This is a genomic window from Micromonospora sp. NPDC005413, from assembly GCF_040606435.1.
Taxonomy (GTDB): domain Bacteria; phylum Actinomycetota; class Actinomycetes; order Mycobacteriales; family Micromonosporaceae; genus Micromonospora.
In genome coordinates, this window is sequence record NZ_JBEXEV010000008.1 from 160,548 (window position 1) to 175,731 (window position 15,184).

Annotated in this window: 17 protein-coding genes; 8 read left to right on the forward strand and 9 right to left on the reverse strand. The window is 71.4% G+C overall.

The features are described from left to right. Positions 1–37: 37 nt before the first annotated feature. Both ABZS37_RS12750 and ABZS37_RS12755 read right to left on the reverse strand, forming a co-directional pair. On the reverse strand, positions 38–889 hold the full coding sequence (locus tag ABZS37_RS12750; protein ID WP_355168373.1) for an aldo/keto reductase: 852 nt from the start codon (positions 887–889) through the stop codon (positions 38–40). 100 nt (positions 890–989) lie between these two features. Beyond that, a complete protein-coding gene (locus ABZS37_RS12755) occupies positions 990–1,955 on the reverse strand; it encodes a LysR family transcriptional regulator (protein WP_355168375.1) in 966 nt (321 codons plus the stop codon). A 51-nt stretch (positions 1,956–2,006) separates the two neighbouring features. Here ABZS37_RS12755 and ABZS37_RS12760 point away from each other — a divergent pair, with 51 nt between their 5' ends. Both ABZS37_RS12760 and ABZS37_RS12765 read left to right on the forward strand, forming a co-directional pair. Further along, on the forward strand, positions 2,007–2,921 hold the full coding sequence (locus ABZS37_RS12760) for a serine hydrolase (protein ID WP_355168377.1): 915 nt from the start codon (positions 2,007–2,009) through the stop codon (positions 2,919–2,921). 153 nt (positions 2,922–3,074) lie between these two features. Continuing rightward, entirely contained in the window at positions 3,075–4,052 is a 978-nt protein-coding gene (locus ABZS37_RS12765) for an MBL fold metallo-hydrolase (RefSeq protein WP_355168379.1), read from the forward strand. 36 nt (positions 4,053–4,088) lie between these two features. Here the strand turns inward: ABZS37_RS12765 and ABZS37_RS12770 are convergent, their stop codons facing one another. The 5 genes from ABZS37_RS12770 to ABZS37_RS12790 all read right to left on the reverse strand — a co-directional run bounded on the left by ABZS37_RS12770 (position 4,089) and on the right by ABZS37_RS12790 (position 7,764). After that, the gene (locus tag ABZS37_RS12770) at positions 4,089–4,628 is read right to left on the reverse strand and encodes a DUF1697 domain-containing protein (RefSeq protein WP_355168381.1); all 540 of its coding nucleotides are present in this window, start codon (positions 4,626–4,628) and stop codon (positions 4,089–4,091) included. A gap of 97 nt (positions 4,629–4,725) precedes the next feature. Then, the gene (locus ABZS37_RS12775) at positions 4,726–5,289 is read right to left on the reverse strand and encodes a heme-binding protein (protein ID WP_355168383.1); all 564 of its coding nucleotides are present in this window, start codon (positions 5,287–5,289) and stop codon (positions 4,726–4,728) included. 32 nt (positions 5,290–5,321) lie between these two features. Beyond that, positions 5,322–6,071 carry a hypothetical protein gene (locus tag ABZS37_RS12780; RefSeq protein ID WP_355168385.1) on the reverse strand — a complete coding sequence of 250 codons (750 nt, stop codon included), beginning with the start codon at positions 6,069–6,071 and terminating at the stop codon, positions 5,322–5,324. A gap of 2 nt (positions 6,072–6,073) precedes the next feature. After that, complete coding sequence (locus ABZS37_RS12785) at positions 6,074–6,871, reverse strand: ABC transporter permease (protein ID WP_355168387.1); 798 nt, start codon at positions 6,869–6,871, stop codon at positions 6,074–6,076. Next, complete coding sequence (locus ABZS37_RS12790) at positions 6,868–7,764, reverse strand: ATP-binding cassette domain-containing protein (protein ID WP_355168389.1); 897 nt, start codon at positions 7,762–7,764, stop codon at positions 6,868–6,870. Before ABZS37_RS12790 ends, ABZS37_RS12785 begins: the two co-directional genes overlap by 4 nt. Before the next feature lie 132 nt (positions 7,765–7,896). Between ABZS37_RS12790 and ABZS37_RS12795 the strand changes: the two genes are divergently transcribed. The 4 genes from ABZS37_RS12795 (at position 7,897) to ABZS37_RS12810 (ending at position 11,964) form a co-directional block, all read left to right on the forward strand. Then, positions 7,897–9,144, forward strand: coding sequence for a histidine kinase (locus ABZS37_RS12795; RefSeq protein ID WP_355168391.1), 1,248 nt, complete (start codon positions 7,897–7,899; stop codon positions 9,142–9,144). 107 nt (positions 9,145–9,251) lie between these two features. Further along, positions 9,252–9,944, forward strand: coding sequence for a response regulator transcription factor (locus tag ABZS37_RS12800; RefSeq protein ID WP_355168393.1), 693 nt, complete (start codon positions 9,252–9,254; stop codon positions 9,942–9,944). A gap of 96 nt (positions 9,945–10,040) precedes the next feature. Next, on the forward strand, positions 10,041–11,465 hold the full coding sequence (locus ABZS37_RS12805) for a DUF234 domain-containing protein (protein WP_355168395.1): 1,425 nt from the start codon (positions 10,041–10,043) through the stop codon (positions 11,463–11,465). 145 nt (positions 11,466–11,610) lie between these two features. Beyond that, positions 11,611–11,964, forward strand: a complete 354-nt coding sequence (locus ABZS37_RS12810) for a hypothetical protein (protein WP_354996311.1) — start codon at positions 11,611–11,613, stop codon at positions 11,962–11,964. Between the two features lie 101 nt (positions 11,965–12,065). On the opposite strand, the gene ABZS37_RS12815 is transcribed toward ABZS37_RS12810, so the two are convergent. Next, the gene (locus ABZS37_RS12815; RefSeq protein WP_355168397.1) at positions 12,066–12,854 is read right to left on the reverse strand and encodes a D-Ala-D-Ala carboxypeptidase family metallohydrolase; all 789 of its coding nucleotides are present in this window, start codon (positions 12,852–12,854) and stop codon (positions 12,066–12,068) included. A 303-nt stretch (positions 12,855–13,157) separates the two neighbouring features. On the opposite strand from ABZS37_RS12815, the gene ABZS37_RS12820 reads away from it, so the two are divergent. Continuing rightward, positions 13,158–13,796, forward strand: coding sequence for a hypothetical protein (locus ABZS37_RS12820; protein ID WP_355168399.1), 639 nt, complete (start codon positions 13,158–13,160; stop codon positions 13,794–13,796). Between the two features lie 42 nt (positions 13,797–13,838). Continuing rightward, positions 13,839–14,303: a PPOX class F420-dependent oxidoreductase gene (locus ABZS37_RS12825; protein WP_355168401.1), complete on the forward strand. Its 465-nt coding sequence runs from the start codon at positions 13,839–13,841 to the stop codon at positions 14,301–14,303. A 217-nt stretch (positions 14,304–14,520) separates the two neighbouring features. On the opposite strand, the gene ABZS37_RS12830 is transcribed toward ABZS37_RS12825, so the two are convergent. Next, a complete protein-coding gene (locus tag ABZS37_RS12830; RefSeq protein ID WP_355168403.1) occupies positions 14,521–15,162 on the reverse strand; it encodes an NAD(P)H-binding protein in 642 nt (213 codons plus the stop codon). Positions 15,163–15,184 lie beyond the last annotated feature (22 nt).

Genomic DNA, 15,184 nt, shown 5'->3' on the forward strand with positions numbered 1-15,184 from the left:
CCTCACCGGACCATGTCCCGCCGGCGGCGGGGCCGGATCAGCGGGGGACGTAGGCGAAGATGTCCGGGTGCGCGCCCTGCCGGCCTGCCTCGCCCTTGTTCAGCTCGGTGATCCGCTCCATCGCCGTGTCGTCCAGCTCGAAGTCGAAGATCCGGAAGTTCTCCTCGATCCGCTTCGGGGTGGTCGACTTCGGGAAGATGATGTCGCCACGCTGCACGTGCCAGCGGAGCACCACCTGCGCCGGCGTCCGGTCGACCTGCTCGGCGATGTCGACCACCGTCGGGTCGTCCAGCACCTTGCCCTGCGCGATGGGCGACCACGCCTCGGTGAGGATGTTGTGCTCGCGGCCGTAGGCGCGGACCTCCTCGTTACCGAAGTACGGGTGCGCCTCGACCTGGTTCACCGCCGGTACGACGCTCGCCTCGGCGGCCAGCCGTTGCAGGTGCGCCACCTGGAAGTTCGACACACCGATCGAGCGGGCGCGGCCGTCACGCTGGAACTCCTCCAGCACCTTCCAGGTCGAGACGTAGTCACCGTCGTACAGGGTCGGCAGCGGCCAGTGGATCAGGAAGAGGTCGATGTAGTCCATCTTCAGGGCCGCGAGCGTCGAGTCGAACGCCTTGCGGGCGTCGTCCGGGCGGTGGAAGCCGTTGTTCAGCTTGCTCGTCACGTAGACCGCGCCCCGGTCCAGGCCGGACCTGCGTACCGCCTCGCCGACCTCGGCCTCGTTGCCGTACATCTCGGCGGTGTCGATGTGCCGGTAGCCCGTCTCGAGCGCCGTGGTCACGGCCGCGACGGTGTCCTTCGGCTCGATCTGGAACACCCCGAAGCCGAGCTGCGGAATGGTGGTGCCGTCGTTCAGGCTGATGTCGGGAATCGTGTTGGCCATTGCGGCTCCTTCGCGTCATCTTCGTTGCCTGTCATCCATACCCGGGCGGGAGGTCGATTCACCGTCCAGGCCGGGGTGACGAGCATGACGTCGGGTCTGGTCACCCGGTCGTGTCGAACAACACCGGCCAGGGCCGTTCCGCTGGCACCGACGGCTGAGCCGGCGCGGGCGCGACGGGCTCGGCGTCGGCCAGCACCTCGGCGGCGAGCTGCCCGAACATTGACGCCGCCGGGTGTGCCGACCGGTCCGGCCAGGCCGCCGAGGTGCGCTTCGCCAGCGGCGCGTCGGCGATCGGCCGCCAGGCGATCCGGGGTTCCCGTCGCGCCACCGTCGCGGGTTCCACGGCCACCGCGCCACCGGCCAGCACCAGCCCGAAGAGGAACTCCGGGTTGCGGGCCGGGCGTACCCGAGCCGGGCGCCAACCGTGCTGTCGGCACACCGCCAGCAGGTGATCGTGCCGGTCGGGCGCGGTGGCCCGGGGCGCGGCCACCAGATCCAGACCGGCCAGCGACGCGAGCGTCACCTCACGGCCGCGGGCCAGCGGCGAGGTGCGCGGCAGCAGCACCCCCAGGGGTACGTCGACGGTGGCGCCGAAGCGCAGCCCGTCCGCCGCCACCGGGTGGTGCACCAGCCCCACGTCCAGGGTCCGCTCGGCGAGCATCCGTACCTGCTCGGCGGTGGTCAGCTCGTGGAGCTCCACGTCCAGGCCGGGTGCCCGGGTGGTGAGCCCGTCCAGCAGTGCGCGCAGCGTCACCGCGGGCGTCTCCGGCGGCACCCCGGCCCGGAGTACGCCGAGCTCACCCGCGCGGATCTGCCCCATCAGGTTGCGGAGCCGACCCTCGCCGGCGAGCAACTCCTCCGCCTCGCCGAGCAGCAGCTCACCGGCGGTCGTGAGGCGTACCTGGCGGCGGGACCGGTCGAACAGCTCGACCGTCAACTCCCGTTCCAGCCGTTGAATCGACTGGCTCAGCGGCGGCTGGGCCATCCCGAGCAGCTCCGCCGCCCGCCCGAAGTGCAGCTCCTGGGCGACCACCACGAAGTGTCGCAGGTGCCGGAGCAGATCCACTCCCGGACCCTACGCCAGCGCCGGCACGGTGCCGCTGGATACCGTGCGGACGTGGACGTGGACGAGCGCATCGAGGCCATCTTCGCCGCTGCCGGGGTGACGGCCAGCCTGCACGTCGTCGACCTCGACGCCGTGGACCTGACCCTCGACAGCCCGGCCGACGGTGGTCGGGAGGTGGGGGTCCGGGCCGACGAGCAGGTCGTGATCGCCTCGATCTTCAAGATCCTGCTGGTGCTGGAGTTCGCCCGGCAGGTCGAGGCCGGTCAGCTGGACCCGACCGAGCGGATTCTGGTCACCGCCGACGACCGGCTCGGCGGTTGGGGCCTGGCCGGCTGCACCGACGACGCCGAGGTGTCGCTGCGCGACCTCGCGTACTTCGCCATGTCGGTCAGCGACAACACCGCCGCCGACCTCCTGCTGCGCCGGGTCGGCCCGGATCTGCTGCCGATGCTCGCCGCCGAGCTGGGGCTGACCCGTACCCGTGTCGTCGGCGGTCCTCGGGAGCTGGTCGAGGTGATGCTCGCCGACGTGGGTGCACGGACCGAGGCGGAGTTCGCCCGGATCTTCCCGACGCTGTCGGCGGACCGGGTCCGTGCGATGCGGGTGTTCGACCCTCTGCACACCACGTCCAGCACCGCCCGGGAGATCACTCGCCTGCTCACCCTGATCTGGCGGGACGAGGCTGGGCCGGCGGCGGCCTGCGCGATGGTCCGCACCTGGATGGCCCGGCAGATCTTCTGGACCCGACTGGCCGCCGGCTTCCCGCCCGGTGTCCGGGTGTTCGGTAAGACCGGCACCCTGCCCGGGCTGCACCTGGAGGCCGGGGTCGCCGAGTATCCCGTCGGCGGCCGGTACGCGATCGCCGTCTTCGCCCGCGCCGACCAGTTGGCCCCGCGCCGGATCGACGTGGACCTGGCGATGGGGGACGCCGCCCGGACGGCCGTCGAGGCGCTGCGTGGCGGCTGATTTCTCACCCGTTCGAGCGTCGACGCACCGTCGCTGAGCAGGCCCGATATGCGACGGCGTATCGGAGTCAGCGGTGTTCGATCTTGGACTGGAGCCCGGTGGCACTGGTTGGCTCGTGTCGACCAATCGCCCGACCACGGGGAGTAGATCCGCATGCCCAGTCTCGACCGCCGACGCTTCCTGCGCGACGCCGCCGCCACCACCGCCCTGGTCTCCGCCGGTGGCCTCGTCGCCGGCACCGCCACGCCGGCCCAGGCCGCGCCGCCGGCCGCCGCACCCACGCCGACCACCCCTCGCAAGGGCGCGGTCAGCTTCCGCTGGTGGGGTGCGGCCGGCTGGCGCGTCGACATCGGGGAGCGGACCGTTCTCGTCGACCCGTTCCTCAGCCGGATCGACACCGGGCTGTTCACCGGCGCGTTCAAGACGGACACCCCGTTGACCGTGCGCACCGACGTGATCGATCCGCGCGTCGACCGGGCCACGACGGTGCTGGTCACGCACACGCACTGGGACCACTTCATGGACGTGCCGTACATCGCCAAGCGCACCGGCGCGCGGGTGTTCGGCACGCTGACCGCGTACCACCTGGGGTTGGCCTACGGGGTGCCGTCGACGCAGCTCAGCGCGGTGAAGGGTGGGGAGGTGCTGGACTTCGGCAACCACACCATCGAGGTGGTCGGCTCGCTGCACAGCCGCAACCCCTCGTACTCCCTGGCCTTTCCGGGGGTGCGGGTGAGCCAGCCCGCGCAGCCGGCGACCATCGCGGACCTGCCGGAGGGCGACACGCTGGGCTACCTGCTGCGGGTCGAGGGTGGGCCGTCGGTCTACTTCACCGGGGCCAGCGACGTCGCCGAGCGGAATCTCACCGGGCTGGCGCCCGACGTGGCGATGGTGGCCCTGCAGAACGCCACCACCACCGGCGACTACCTGCCCCGGTTGCTGGCCGGCCTCAACTACCCGAAGGTCGTGGTGCCGGTGCACTTCGACAACTTCGAGACGCCGCTGGAGAACCCGCCGTCGGTCGCCGAGACCGACCGCACCCGACTGAACGACATGATCGCGGCGGTGCGTCGTATCTCGCCGCGTAGTCGGGTGCTGGTGCCGGAGTACGAGACCGCGTACCACTTCTGACCGGCTTCGGTGGGGGCCGAGATGGCCCCCACCTGGTCAGCCGGCGGCCATCTCGGCCAGGGCGCGCACCGACTTCCAGTTCCGCGTGGTGGCCACCACGTCGAGCTTCTTCTCCAGGTACATGTTGTTGAACCTCGACCGCCCGTACCCGTCCTCGACGTAGTGCAGGAAGACCTCCCGGCCGGTCACCGTGAACGACACGTTCTCGCTACCGGGCACGGTCAGCGCGGCCACGGCCGCTTTCGTGGGGCTGGTGCGCAGGAAGGCCACCAGCAGCCTCTTCGGGTCGTCCTCCCGGTCGACGTACGGGTTGCCGCCGGCCACCGCCGCCAACTCCCGGCCGCTGCGCACCAGCACCGGCACGGTCAACGCCAGCTCGTCGGCGAGCGCCCGCTCGATCCCGGCGGCCAACTTCTCGGCGTCGCGCACGGTGCTGCCGAAGGCCACGTTGCCGCTCTGCAGGTACGTCGCGACGTCGAAATGCCCGAGGTCGGTAACCAGCCGGCGCAAATCGGCCATAGCGAGTCGGGTGGTGCCGACGTTGACCCCGCGCAAAAGAGCGACGTACCGCGCCATCCCGTCCCTGCCTCTCGCCCTCGTCCGCCGATCTAGGGACTATCGTCGTTGTTGGAGATCAGCTGGCGACGATACTCCCTAGATCGACGGAGGATGCTCACTCCACGACCGGCAGCACGACCTCGTTGCGGCGGAGGAACCACGGCTTCCACGGCGGGTCGAAGCGCGCGTACCGGATGGCCCCGGTGGGTTGCAGCCCGGCCGCGGTGACCGATCGGCCGAGCACGGTGGCCCGCTGGCTGAACGCCTGCTCCGTCCACCGCCCGGAGAAACGCATCGCCGCTGCCAGTTGCGCCGGAACCTCGCGGATCCGCACCCGGGCGTCCACCGGCTCGGGCAGGGTGGCGGCGGTGAAGGTGGCCGGCATGACGAACTGAACCAGGTACGCCCCCGGCCGCTCACCCTCCACCTGGACCACCGGCACGGTCATGCCGATCTTCTCCGAGTCACCGGCCGCCGACGTCGCCGGGGCGGCCGGTCCGATCGGGTGCCGGGCCCGGTTGGCGCCCCCGATGTACGCGGCCAACGGCCGGAACGCCTCTATCGGCGCCCGGGTGAACGACGCCTGGATCTGCATCTCGGCCACCAGGTGGGCGGGGTACCGACGCAGCTCGAAGCCGGGGTGTCGGGACACCACCCGGTACGGCTGCTGTTCGGTCATCGCGCGCTCCCAGTGATCTACTGGGACAGACGCTACCGCCCATCCGGCCCGCGCTCGCCAGAAGTCGTCTCCTGCTGCCCGGGCGTGACGGCGCGCCCGTTCAGCCGCCAGTACTGCCGCTTCTCCTCGTCGCGCAGCACCACCCCGAGCAGGCCCAACTCCCGGCGCAGCTCCCGCGCGTCGTCGCGGCGATCCTTCCGGACCGCCCGCTCGCGGGCCTGCAGCAGGGCGTTCGCCCCGCCGGGCAGGCCGGGCAGCTCGGGCACCCACAGCCGGTACGCCGACCGGTGCGGATCGTCGTCCGCCCAGCCCCAGCCGTGGGTGCGGAACGCCGCAGCCAGTTGGGCGGCGGGTAGGTCCGTCGACTCCCGGACCAGTTCCGCGCCGTCGCCGTCGAGCAGCACCAGGTGCCCGTCGGCGAGGAAGACCACCCGGGTGTCGACCCGTGCGACGGTCCGGTTCTGGTCGGAGCGGCGCAGCTGGACCTGCGCCGCCTCGACGGTGACGATCAGTCGTTCGGCGGTGCCGATCCCGGCGATGACCAGGCCGGCCAGCGCACCCACCGCAGCCGTGCCGGCGGTGGCCTGCGGCTCGGGCAGCCGGTCCAGCCACTCGATCAGGTCTCCGAACGGCACCCAGGGCAGCCGGGCGAGCCAGCCCGTCGTCGCCGCGAGGAGCCATCCGGCGCCGGCGCCGAGCAGCGGGAAGCCGCCCCACATGACCGCCAGTTCCAGAGGGCCACCGCTGACCACGGTGCGCGGACGGTTGCCAGCGACGTCCATGGTCAGGACACCTCGCGACGGAGCGTCCGGACCAGGCCGACGGCCAGCGGGAGGACCATCCAGACCAGCAGGGACACCGCCATCCGCCCCCACTGCTCGCCGGTGATGGTGTCGCTGCTGAACAACGGTTCCATGGTCCGGCTCGTGTCCAGCCATCTGGCCGGACCGTTCAGGGGCCGGACCAACTCGCCGAGCACCCCCCAGAGGGTGGGCAGCAGCAGGTAGCCGACGATGGCCAACGGCGGGTTGAGCAGCAGCAGACCGAAGGCGGCACCCATCAGCACGCTGGTGACCTGGAGGATTCCCGCGTTCAGGATCAGCGACGCGTCGATCTGCCAGGTGCCCGCGCCTCCGCTGGCGGACGCCACCAGCGTGCCGACGGCGGCGACAGCCAGGCTGGCCAGCACCGAGGCGAGCGAGGTGAGCACCACGGCGATCAGCTTCGCGGTCACCACCCGCTCCCGGCGGGGCACCAGCGCGTACGTGGTGAGGGCGGTGCGCTGGGACCACTCGCTGGTGATCGACAGGATGCCGAGCACCGGCAGCAGCACCCCGACCGGCAGCAGTGAGGGGGTGAAGAAGTTGACGAAGGTCTGCTCGGCATCCTTCGCGTAGATCAACTGGATGGTGACGATCGCGGCGGCGACCAGACCGATGGTGATCAGCAGCCAGCGGCCAGCCCGGGTGTCGACGAGCTTGCGCAGCTCAACGACGGTGAGTCGAAGCAGCGACGGGCGGCGTACCGGAGTGTGTTGTCGGGGCGCGACGGCGCCGACGGCGGGCGCGGTGGTGGTGGTCATCGGACGGCCTCCTTGGTGGATTCGCCGGCGGTCAGGGTGAGGAAGAGCTGTTCGAGGCCGCCGCCGTCGGCGGGGCGCAACTCGGCGAGCGCGACGCCCGCATCGGCGGCGGCCTGGCCGACCGCCTCGGCGTCGGCCTGCACCAGCAGGCCGTCGGCGCTGTCTGCGGCGTTCAGGCCGGCCGTGTCCAGTGCCCGGCGCAGTGCCGCGCCGTCGCGGGCCCGGACCATCGTGCCGCCGCCAGCCAGCAGCTCGTTCTTGTCGCCCTGGGCCACGATCCGGCCGCCCCCGATCACCACCAGCCGGTCCGCGACCGCCTCCACCTCGCGCAGCAGGTGGGAGGAGAGCAGCACGGTGCCGCCCCGGTCGGCGAAGTCGCGCAGCAGCCCGCGCATCCAGAAGATCCCCTCCGGGTCCAGGCCGTTCGCCGGCTCGTCGAGGATCAGCACCCGGGGGTCGCCGAGCAGCGCCTGCGCCAGACCGAGCCGCTGGCGCATGCCCAGCGAGTACGCCTTCACCCGCCGCTTGGCGGCCACCGCGTTCAACCCGACCAGGTCGAGCTTCGCGGCGACCTCGCGCCGGTCCAACCCCATGGTGTACGCGGACAGCGTCAACGCCTCGCGGCCGGTGCGCCCGGCGTGCTGGGCGGAGGCGTCCAGCAGGACCCCGACCTCCCGCCCCGGGTTGGGCAGCTCCCGGTAGGAGCGCCCCGCGATGGTGGCGTGTCCGGCGGTCGGTGCGGTGAGCCCGCAGATCATCCGCATGGTGGTGGACTTGCCGGCGCCGTTGGGGCCGAGGAAGCCGGTGACGGTGCCCGGCTCGCACTGGAAAGACACGTCGTCCACGGCCGGGTGTGGCCCGTATCGCTTGGTGAGGTTCTCTACGGTGATCATGTCGTCGAGCCTGCCCGCGCCGCCCGGCCATCCGCTGCGGCCACCGGTCGGCACCGCACCGACCTTGGTCGACCGTTGGGTCTCGACTTTGGTAGCTGGTCGTGGCGCCGGTCGGCTGCCTAGCATGGCCTCGTGACCAGCATCGCCGTCCCCGAGCACCCCTGGCTGCTGCCAGGGGAGCTGGTGGTGCCGGCCGAGCCTGACCGCGCGCGTCCGCGCCGCACCACCCGCGACTGGATCGTGGACAGCCTCGCGTTCCTGGTCTCCGTGGTCTGGGTGCTGTTCGCCACCGCCGACGCCCTGTCGCCCGACCCCGCGATGGCCGTACCGCTCCCGCACGACTGGATGACCGGCGCCGACGCCCTGATCGGGCTGGTCTGCTGCGGGCTGCTCTGGTTGCGCCGCCGATGGCCACTTGGGCTGGTGGTGGCGACGACACCTCTGACCCTGTTCTCGATGGCCGCCGCCATCCCGCTGTTGATCTTCTACTTCACGGTGGTGGTGCACCGACGGACCGCCATCGCGATCGCGGTCACCGGTGCGGGTCTCGTCACCAACCTGGTCTTCAGTTGGACACGTCCGGACCCGAGCATGCCGTACTGGGCCACCGTGTCCTGGGGCGTCGTGCTCAGCTTCGCCGTGCTGGCCTGGGGGATGTTCGTCCGGGCCCGGCGGCAGCTGATCGTGTCGCTGCGCGAGCGGGCCGAGCGGGCCGAGGCCGAGCAGCAGCTCCGTGTCACCCAGGCCCGCCACCTCGAACGCACCCGGATCGCCCGGGAGATGCACGACGTGCTGGCCCACCGGATCTCCCTGCTTAGCCTGCACGCCGGCGCGTTGGAGTTCCGCCCGGACGCGCCCCCGGACGAGGTGGCCCGAGCGGCCGGGGTGATCCGGGGCAGCGCGCACGCCGCTCTGCAGGACCTGCGGGAGGTGATCGGGGTGCTCCGGGCCGAGAGCGACGGCGGTGCCCCGGAGCCCCCACAGCCCACCCTCGCGGACCTGCCGGCCCTGATCGCCGAGTCGCGGTCGGCCGGGGTGCGGGTGAACGTCAGCGACAGCGTCGCCAGCCCGGGGGAGCTGCCGGCGGCGCTGGGCCGGGCCGCGTACCGGATCGTGCAGGAGGGGCTGACCAACGCCCGCAAGCACGCGGCCGGCGCGGCGGTCACCGTGGACGTGGCAGGCGGGCCGGGCACCGGGCTGACCGTGGCGATCGGCAACCGGTGGCCCGTCGGTGCACCGACCGGCGGCACACTGCCGGGTGCCGGCACCGGCCTGGTCGGGATCAGCGAGCGGGTCACGCTGGCCGGCGGCCGGCTCGCCTACGGCCGGGACGACGCCGGCGACTTCCGGCTGGCCGCCTGGCTGCCGTGGCCGGCGTGACCGGGCCTTCCGGGGCAGCCGGGCGGCCTTCTGGGGCAGCCGGGTCTTCCGGCGTGGCCGGGCCTTCTGGGGTGGCCGGGCCTTCTGGGGTGGCCGGGCCTTCGGGCGTGACCGGGCCCGAGTCGGCCGTGCCGCCGGTGCGGGTGCTGATCGTGGACGACGACGCGCTGGTGCGGGCGGGGCTCTCGATGATCCTCGGCGGCCTGTCGGACCTGATCGTGGTCGGCGAGGCGGCCGATGGCGGCGAGGTGCCGGCCGCAGTCGCCGCGTACGCCCCGGACGTCGTGCTGATGGACATCCGCATGCCGAGGGTGGACGGGCTGACCGCCACGGAGGCGCTGCGTGCCCAGCCGCGACCGCCGGAGGTGCTGGTGCTGACCACCTTCGACGCCGACGAACAGGTGCTGCGGGCGCTACGCGCCGGGGCGGCTGGCTTCCTGCTCAAGGACACCCCGCCGGCGGAGATCGTGCACGCCGTGCGCCGGGTGGCGGCTGGGGAGGCGACGCTCTCCCCGACGGTGACCCGGAAGCTGATCGCCCACGTGACTGCCGCCACCCCCGGCCCGGTCGGTCCCGATCCGCGCCGGGAGCGGGCGCTGCGGCTGCTCACCGGGCTCAGTGAGCGGGAGCGGCAGGTGGCGGTCGCCCTGGGGCGGGGCCACACCAACGCGGAGATCGCGGGGCAGCTGTTCATGAGCGTGGCGACGGTGAAGGCGTACGTCTCTCGGCTGCTGACCCGGCTCGATCTCAACAACAGGGTCCAGGTGGCCCTGCTCGTGCACGACGCCGGCCTCGTCTGAGCGGAGCGCGGTCCGCCGACAGCCTCATCCTTGGCAATAATCATTGATACACTCACCGCTGAGTGTTCCAAAAATGGAACTATCAGGGGTGGTGGCATGGACGGCTTCGTGGGGCGAGATCGTGAGCTGTCGCTGCTGAACGGCATGCTCTCCAGGGTCGAACGCGGTGGACGGGCTGGTCGGCCTGGTCGTGCCCTGCTCATGCGCGGTCGCCGACGTGTCGGCAAGTCGCGACTCGTGGAGGAGTTCGTCGAGCGGGCGGAGGTTCCGCACCTCTTCTTCACGGCCTCTGCGCAGCCGGCCGTCGCTGCCGACCTCGCCCTCTTCGTGGAGGCGGCGGCCGGGTCCACGCTGCCGGGGGCGCAGCTTCTGCTTGAACAACAACCACGAACCTGGGACGCGGCCCTCACTCTGCTCGTCGCCGCGCTGCCGACCGACCGGCCGAGTGTCGTCGTCCTTGACGAAATGCCGTACCTCATCGCGAGCGACCCGGGCTTCGAGGGAACGCTGCAGAAGATCTTCGATCGTGAGCTGTCCCGACGCCCGGTCCTGCTGATCTGTGTCGGATCGGACCTGGCGATGATGGAGTCCCTGAACGACTACGGCCGGCCGTTCCACCAGCGGGCCACGGAGATGGTCATCCCGCCGTTGAGCCCCGCCGACGTCCGCGACATGCTCGACCTGTCTGCCGCCGACGCGTTCGACGCCTACCTGGTGTCCGGCGGCCTGCCATTGATCCTCGACGAGTGGCCAACTGGTGCATCGGTACACGAGTATCTGATCGACGCGGTACGGGATCCGACCTCGGCCCTGCTGGTCAGCGGCGAGCGTGCCTTGGCGGCCGAGTTCCCGCCTCAGTCCCAGGCGGGGCTGGTGCTCCGAGCGATCGGCTCAGGTGAGCGGACCTTCTCGCTGATCTCCCGTGCTGCGGGGGATCTTCCACAGGCATCGCTGAGTCGCGCCCTGCGCCTGCTGACGCAGAAGCGGACGGTGGAGGCCATCCTTCCGCTGTCGGTCAAGCCGTCGCGGGAAACTCGCTACGTGGTGGCCGATCCGTACCTGCGGTTCTGGCTGTCGTTCCTCGGACCCCACCTTCCCGAGATTGAGCGAGGTCGAGGCGACCTGACCCTGGACCGGGTCGTCACGTCGTGGGCGTCCTGGCGGGGCCGGGTCATCGAACCTGTCGTCCGGGAGGCGCTGCGCCGGCTTCCCGGAGACCATCTGCCTGCGGAAGCGGCGGTGATCGGCGGCTTCTGGACGCGGACCAACGACCCGGAGATCGACATAGTTGGCGCCGACCGTGAGCCCGTTGCTCGACGCATCAGCTTCGTCGGGTCGATCAAGTGGCAGGAGAACCGGCCCTTCGATGCTCATGACCTGGGCCGACTGCTCCTGCACCGGTCCCAGTTGCCCGGCGCCGACGAATCGGTTCCCGTCCTTGCCGTGTCGCGCAGCGGCAGTGTCGTCGACGGGGTACGCGTGCTGTCTCCGGAGGATTTGCTTACCGCGTACCGGAATTGAACTTTCGTCCGGTGTCGGCCGTACCAATGGCCGAGGATGTCGGTGCGGTAGGTCCGCCGTACCGCTGCCGAGCTGCGGGAGGCCTGCCGTGCGAGTTGGTGAGCAGTCGACGGATCCCATCGATCAGGTACTGGGTGAGGTGCCAATGCCGACACCTCTGACCCCGGAAGATGTTCGGCTCGCGGTCCGGGCGGTGGTCGTGCACACCGCCGAGGAGTGGCCCACCGGGCCGCTGTGCCGCAACGACGGTGCCTCCTACCCGTGCCGCCTGCACCGCTGGGGGCGCCGGGTGTTGGAGACACACGGGCTCAACGAGCGGCAGATCGAGGCGTTGATCCGGCACGGCAACCCGTTCGTCCACGTGCCCTTTCCGTTCACGGCGACCGGGCCGTCACGGCACCCGGCCGCGCGGGTCGCCCCATCGGGGGTACGGCCCACCGCTGCTGGCCGGCCGGTGACTCCCCCCGTCACCGCGCCGCGCTGGCCCCGGGCGAGCTGAGCGCGCTACCCCTCCGCCCACCCGACCCGGGGCGACACAACGTCGGCCCGACGCGAAGATTCCCCCTCCGCGTCGGGCCGACGTCGCTCTGACCGACCAACTCAGTCGCTGCCGGCCCCGATCCCGCAGTCCGGCGCGGACCAGCTCGTCGTGTTCGAGCTGCGGTCGCTGTTGTTCTCCCGTCGCGAGTCGACGTGCACGTGATCGTCGTGGTCGGGGTAGCCGGGCCCGTAGATCCCGCTGAAGCCGTTGTTACGGGCGCTGCGGGCGACCTGGCACAGCGACGACGTCCGCGAGGTGACGTCGGCCGCGTTGCCGTACAGGTGCTGGCTGTCGGATGCGCCGCCGACCTGGTTGTTGCAGGCGCGGCTGCGGAACCCGCTGGACACGTTGAGCGGTTTGTCGCCGAGGCTCTTGCGCAGCGCCTCCAGCTTCCACATGGTGCGCAGCGCGTTCTGCTTGGTCTGGGCCGCCGACACCGGGCCGCCGCTCCACCCACTCCCGCCGCACCCGTTGTCCAGTTCGTTGTAGCTGAAGTGCGCGGGCGTGCAGTCGTTGTCCTGGAGTTGGTACAGCTTGGCGTAGGTCTGCGGGCCGGCGATACCGTCGGCGCGCAGCCCGTACGCCTGTTGGAACCGCTTGACCGCGGCGGCGGTCTTCGGGCCGTAGCGGCCGTCGTTCTCCACGATGTCCCGGTTGCCGGCCCAACCCGCGACCCGGATCTGCAACTGGCGGACGTCGTCGCCCGAGCGGCCCTGGGTCAGGTTGCGGTTCCAGGTGTAGCAGCCGTCCGCGTGCGCCGCTGGTGCGGCGACCAACGTGGCGATCGCTGCCCCGGGCAGCGCCAGGGCGAATGCGACGGCAGCACGCTTCAAGGTGTTTACGCGCACAGAAGTCCTCCCGATAGGAGAGCGAATGGGGTGGCTCCGGGACATCGACCGAGAAGTCCCGCGATTTCCACCCTGGCACTGATCCGTGCGGTTGGAGGGGATTAACGAGAATCGTCCTCACAATCCGCGATCCCTGGGTATTGCCTGGGAATTCGACTGATTTGCGAAACAGCCATTTACCGCAGATCCGCTCTTCTGCGGTCAACCGCACCGAACGTCGCAACCGCCGACACCGAGGGTGATGTTCCCCGGCCACTGGCAGCCGGTAACGTCAGCCCGGGCGGCGGACTGGCGGAGGTGCACGTGGCACGCGGTGGCGTCTTCTGTGTCGAGGGTCAGTGGCACCGCGACCTCAACGAGCGGGGTTCCGTGCTGCCCACCCTCGAGCTGCTGGAGCGGCTGGGCAAGATCCGATTCATCCACAAGGACGCGGCCACCCGCGACGAGTTGTTCTACTTCCTGGACCGCTGGCTGCTCAAGCAGTACGCCGACCACCGGGTCGGCTTCTTCGCCATGCACGGCGAGCCGAGCCGTCTCTGCCTCACCGACTGGCAATCCGTGGAGTTGAGCGAGGTGGCCGAGCTGATGGCCGGCCGCTGCGAGGGACGCCGACTCTATTTCGGCAGCTGCTCGGTGCTGCGGGCCTCGGACGCGGTGCTGCGCGAGTTCCTGGAGGTCACCGGAGCCGCTCTGATCTGCGGTTTCACCCGAGAAGTCGACTGGGTCGAATCGGCGGCCTTCGAAACCGTCCTCCTCGACGTGCTCGCCAACGGCCAGCGGCACAATGCCGCCGAGCTGCGGATGGGCTCGGCCCACTGGGCGCCGCTCGCTTCGTACCTCGGCTTTCGGGTGATCTACGCCAACGGCCGGGCCTGGCGCCCGCCCGCCCGCCCCCGGGTGCCCACCCAGGCGGTGCACCGCTCGGAGGCCCGGCCCCGCTGACCCGCCGCCGCCGCTTCGCCATCAACCTGGTAGGAACGAGTGATGGCGCGCAGCATCGCACGGAACACCCGGGTCGACCGGGACAGCCTGCTCGACTTCCTCCGGCCGCGACACCGCGTCCTGCTGATGACCACCCGGGCCGACGGTCGCCCGCAGTCCTCCCCGGTCTCCGCCGGCATCGACGGGCAGGGCCGGCTGGTCGTCTCCACCTACCCCGAGCGGGCCAAGGTGACCAACATCCGCCGCGACCCCCGCGTCTCGGCGTGCGTGCTCAGCGACGACTGGAACGGCCCCTGGGTGCAGATCGACGGCACCGCCGAGGTGCTCGACCTGCCCGAGTCGGTGGAGCCGCTGGTCGAGTATTTCCGCAGCATCTCCGGCGAGCACCCGGACTGGGACGACTACCGGGCGGCGATGGTGCGCCAGGGCAAGTCGCTGATCCGGGTCACGATCGACGCCTGGGGCCCGATCGCCACCGGAGGCTTTCCCGCCCGGCTCGCCGACTGACGGTTGGCGCGTGGCCCCTGGGGAGCGATTGGCTTGCTGTCGAGCTGCCCCAGATATGGGGCGCGGCCGGCGTGCTCGCGACCGATCTCTGCATGAGGTGCGGTAGGTGCGCTGCCAGGCTGCCCCACATCCAGGGCAGCTCGACAGCGTCGGGATGGCCGGGACGGTCCCGGGTGTGCCAGAAATGGGGCAGCTCGACAGCGCCGCGGAAGGGTGCTCAGTACGCGGCGGTGAACCGCGCGTTCTGGTGCCGCGGCTGCTCGATCTCGTCGACGATCGCCACCGCCAGGTCCTCGTACGTCAACACCGAACGGCCCTGGTCGTCGGTGACCGGCTGGTCGGTGCCGGTGCGGTAGTGCCCGGTGCGCTCGCCGGGGTGGAACTCCAGCGGAGGCGGCGACACGTAGGTCCAGCTCACCCCATCGGCGGCGGTGCGGTAGTAGTCCAGGGCGTCAGCCTGGCCCAGCGCCGAGTCCCGATACTGTTCCGGGAAGTCCGGTTCGTCCAGGATGCGGGTGCCACGCGGGGTGAGCAGGGTCGACCCGCCGCCCAGGTGGATGATCCGCGGCGCCGCCGGATTCCCGCGCAGCGTGGTCACCAGGTTCTCCGCCGCGTCCCGCCACAGCTCGCGCCCGCCGCCGCCGATCGCCACGACCAGCGCGTCCGCGTCCGGCGCCAGCTCCCGGACGCTCTTCTCGCTGGTCGCGTCGCCGGTGACCGTCCGCACCCCGGCCGGCAGGTACGAGGTGGCCTCCGGGCGGCGGACGGCGGCGATCACCCGGTGCCCCCGGTCGACCGCCTCGGCGGTGATCCGCGACCCGGCGGTGCCGCCCGCGCCAAACACGACGATGGTGCTCACCAGCCCAGGCTAGGGACTGGGC

Coding starts and splice junctions, on each gene's coding strand:
- ABZS37_RS12750 (WP_355168373.1), bottom strand. CDS start 889: ATGGCCAACACGATTCCCGACATCAGCCTGAACGACGGCACCACCATT.
- ABZS37_RS12765 (WP_355168379.1), top strand. CDS start 3,075: ATGCCCAGTCTCGACCGCCGACGCTTCCTGCGCGACGCCGCCGCCACC.
- ABZS37_RS12770 (WP_355168381.1), bottom strand. CDS start 4,628: ATGGCGCGGTACGTCGCTCTTTTGCGCGGGGTCAACGTCGGCACCACC.
- ABZS37_RS12775 (WP_355168383.1), bottom strand. CDS start 5,289: ATGACCGAACAGCAGCCGTACCGGGTGGTGTCCCGACACCCCGGCTTC.
- ABZS37_RS12780 (WP_355168385.1), bottom strand. CDS start 6,071: ATGGACGTCGCTGGCAACCGTCCGCGCACCGTGGTCAGCGGTGGCCCT.
- ABZS37_RS12785 (WP_355168387.1), bottom strand. CDS start 6,871: ATGACCACCACCACCGCGCCCGCCGTCGGCGCCGTCGCGCCCCGACAA.
- ABZS37_RS12790 (WP_355168389.1), bottom strand. CDS start 7,764: ATGATCACCGTAGAGAACCTCACCAAGCGATACGGGCCACACCCGGCC.
- ABZS37_RS12805 (WP_355168395.1), top strand. CDS start 10,041: ATGGACGGCTTCGTGGGGCGAGATCGTGAGCTGTCGCTGCTGAACGGC.
- ABZS37_RS12810 (WP_354996311.1), top strand. CDS start 11,611: ATGCCGACACCTCTGACCCCGGAAGATGTTCGGCTCGCGGTCCGGGCG.
- ABZS37_RS12825 (WP_355168401.1), top strand. CDS start 13,839: ATGGCGCGCAGCATCGCACGGAACACCCGGGTCGACCGGGACAGCCTG.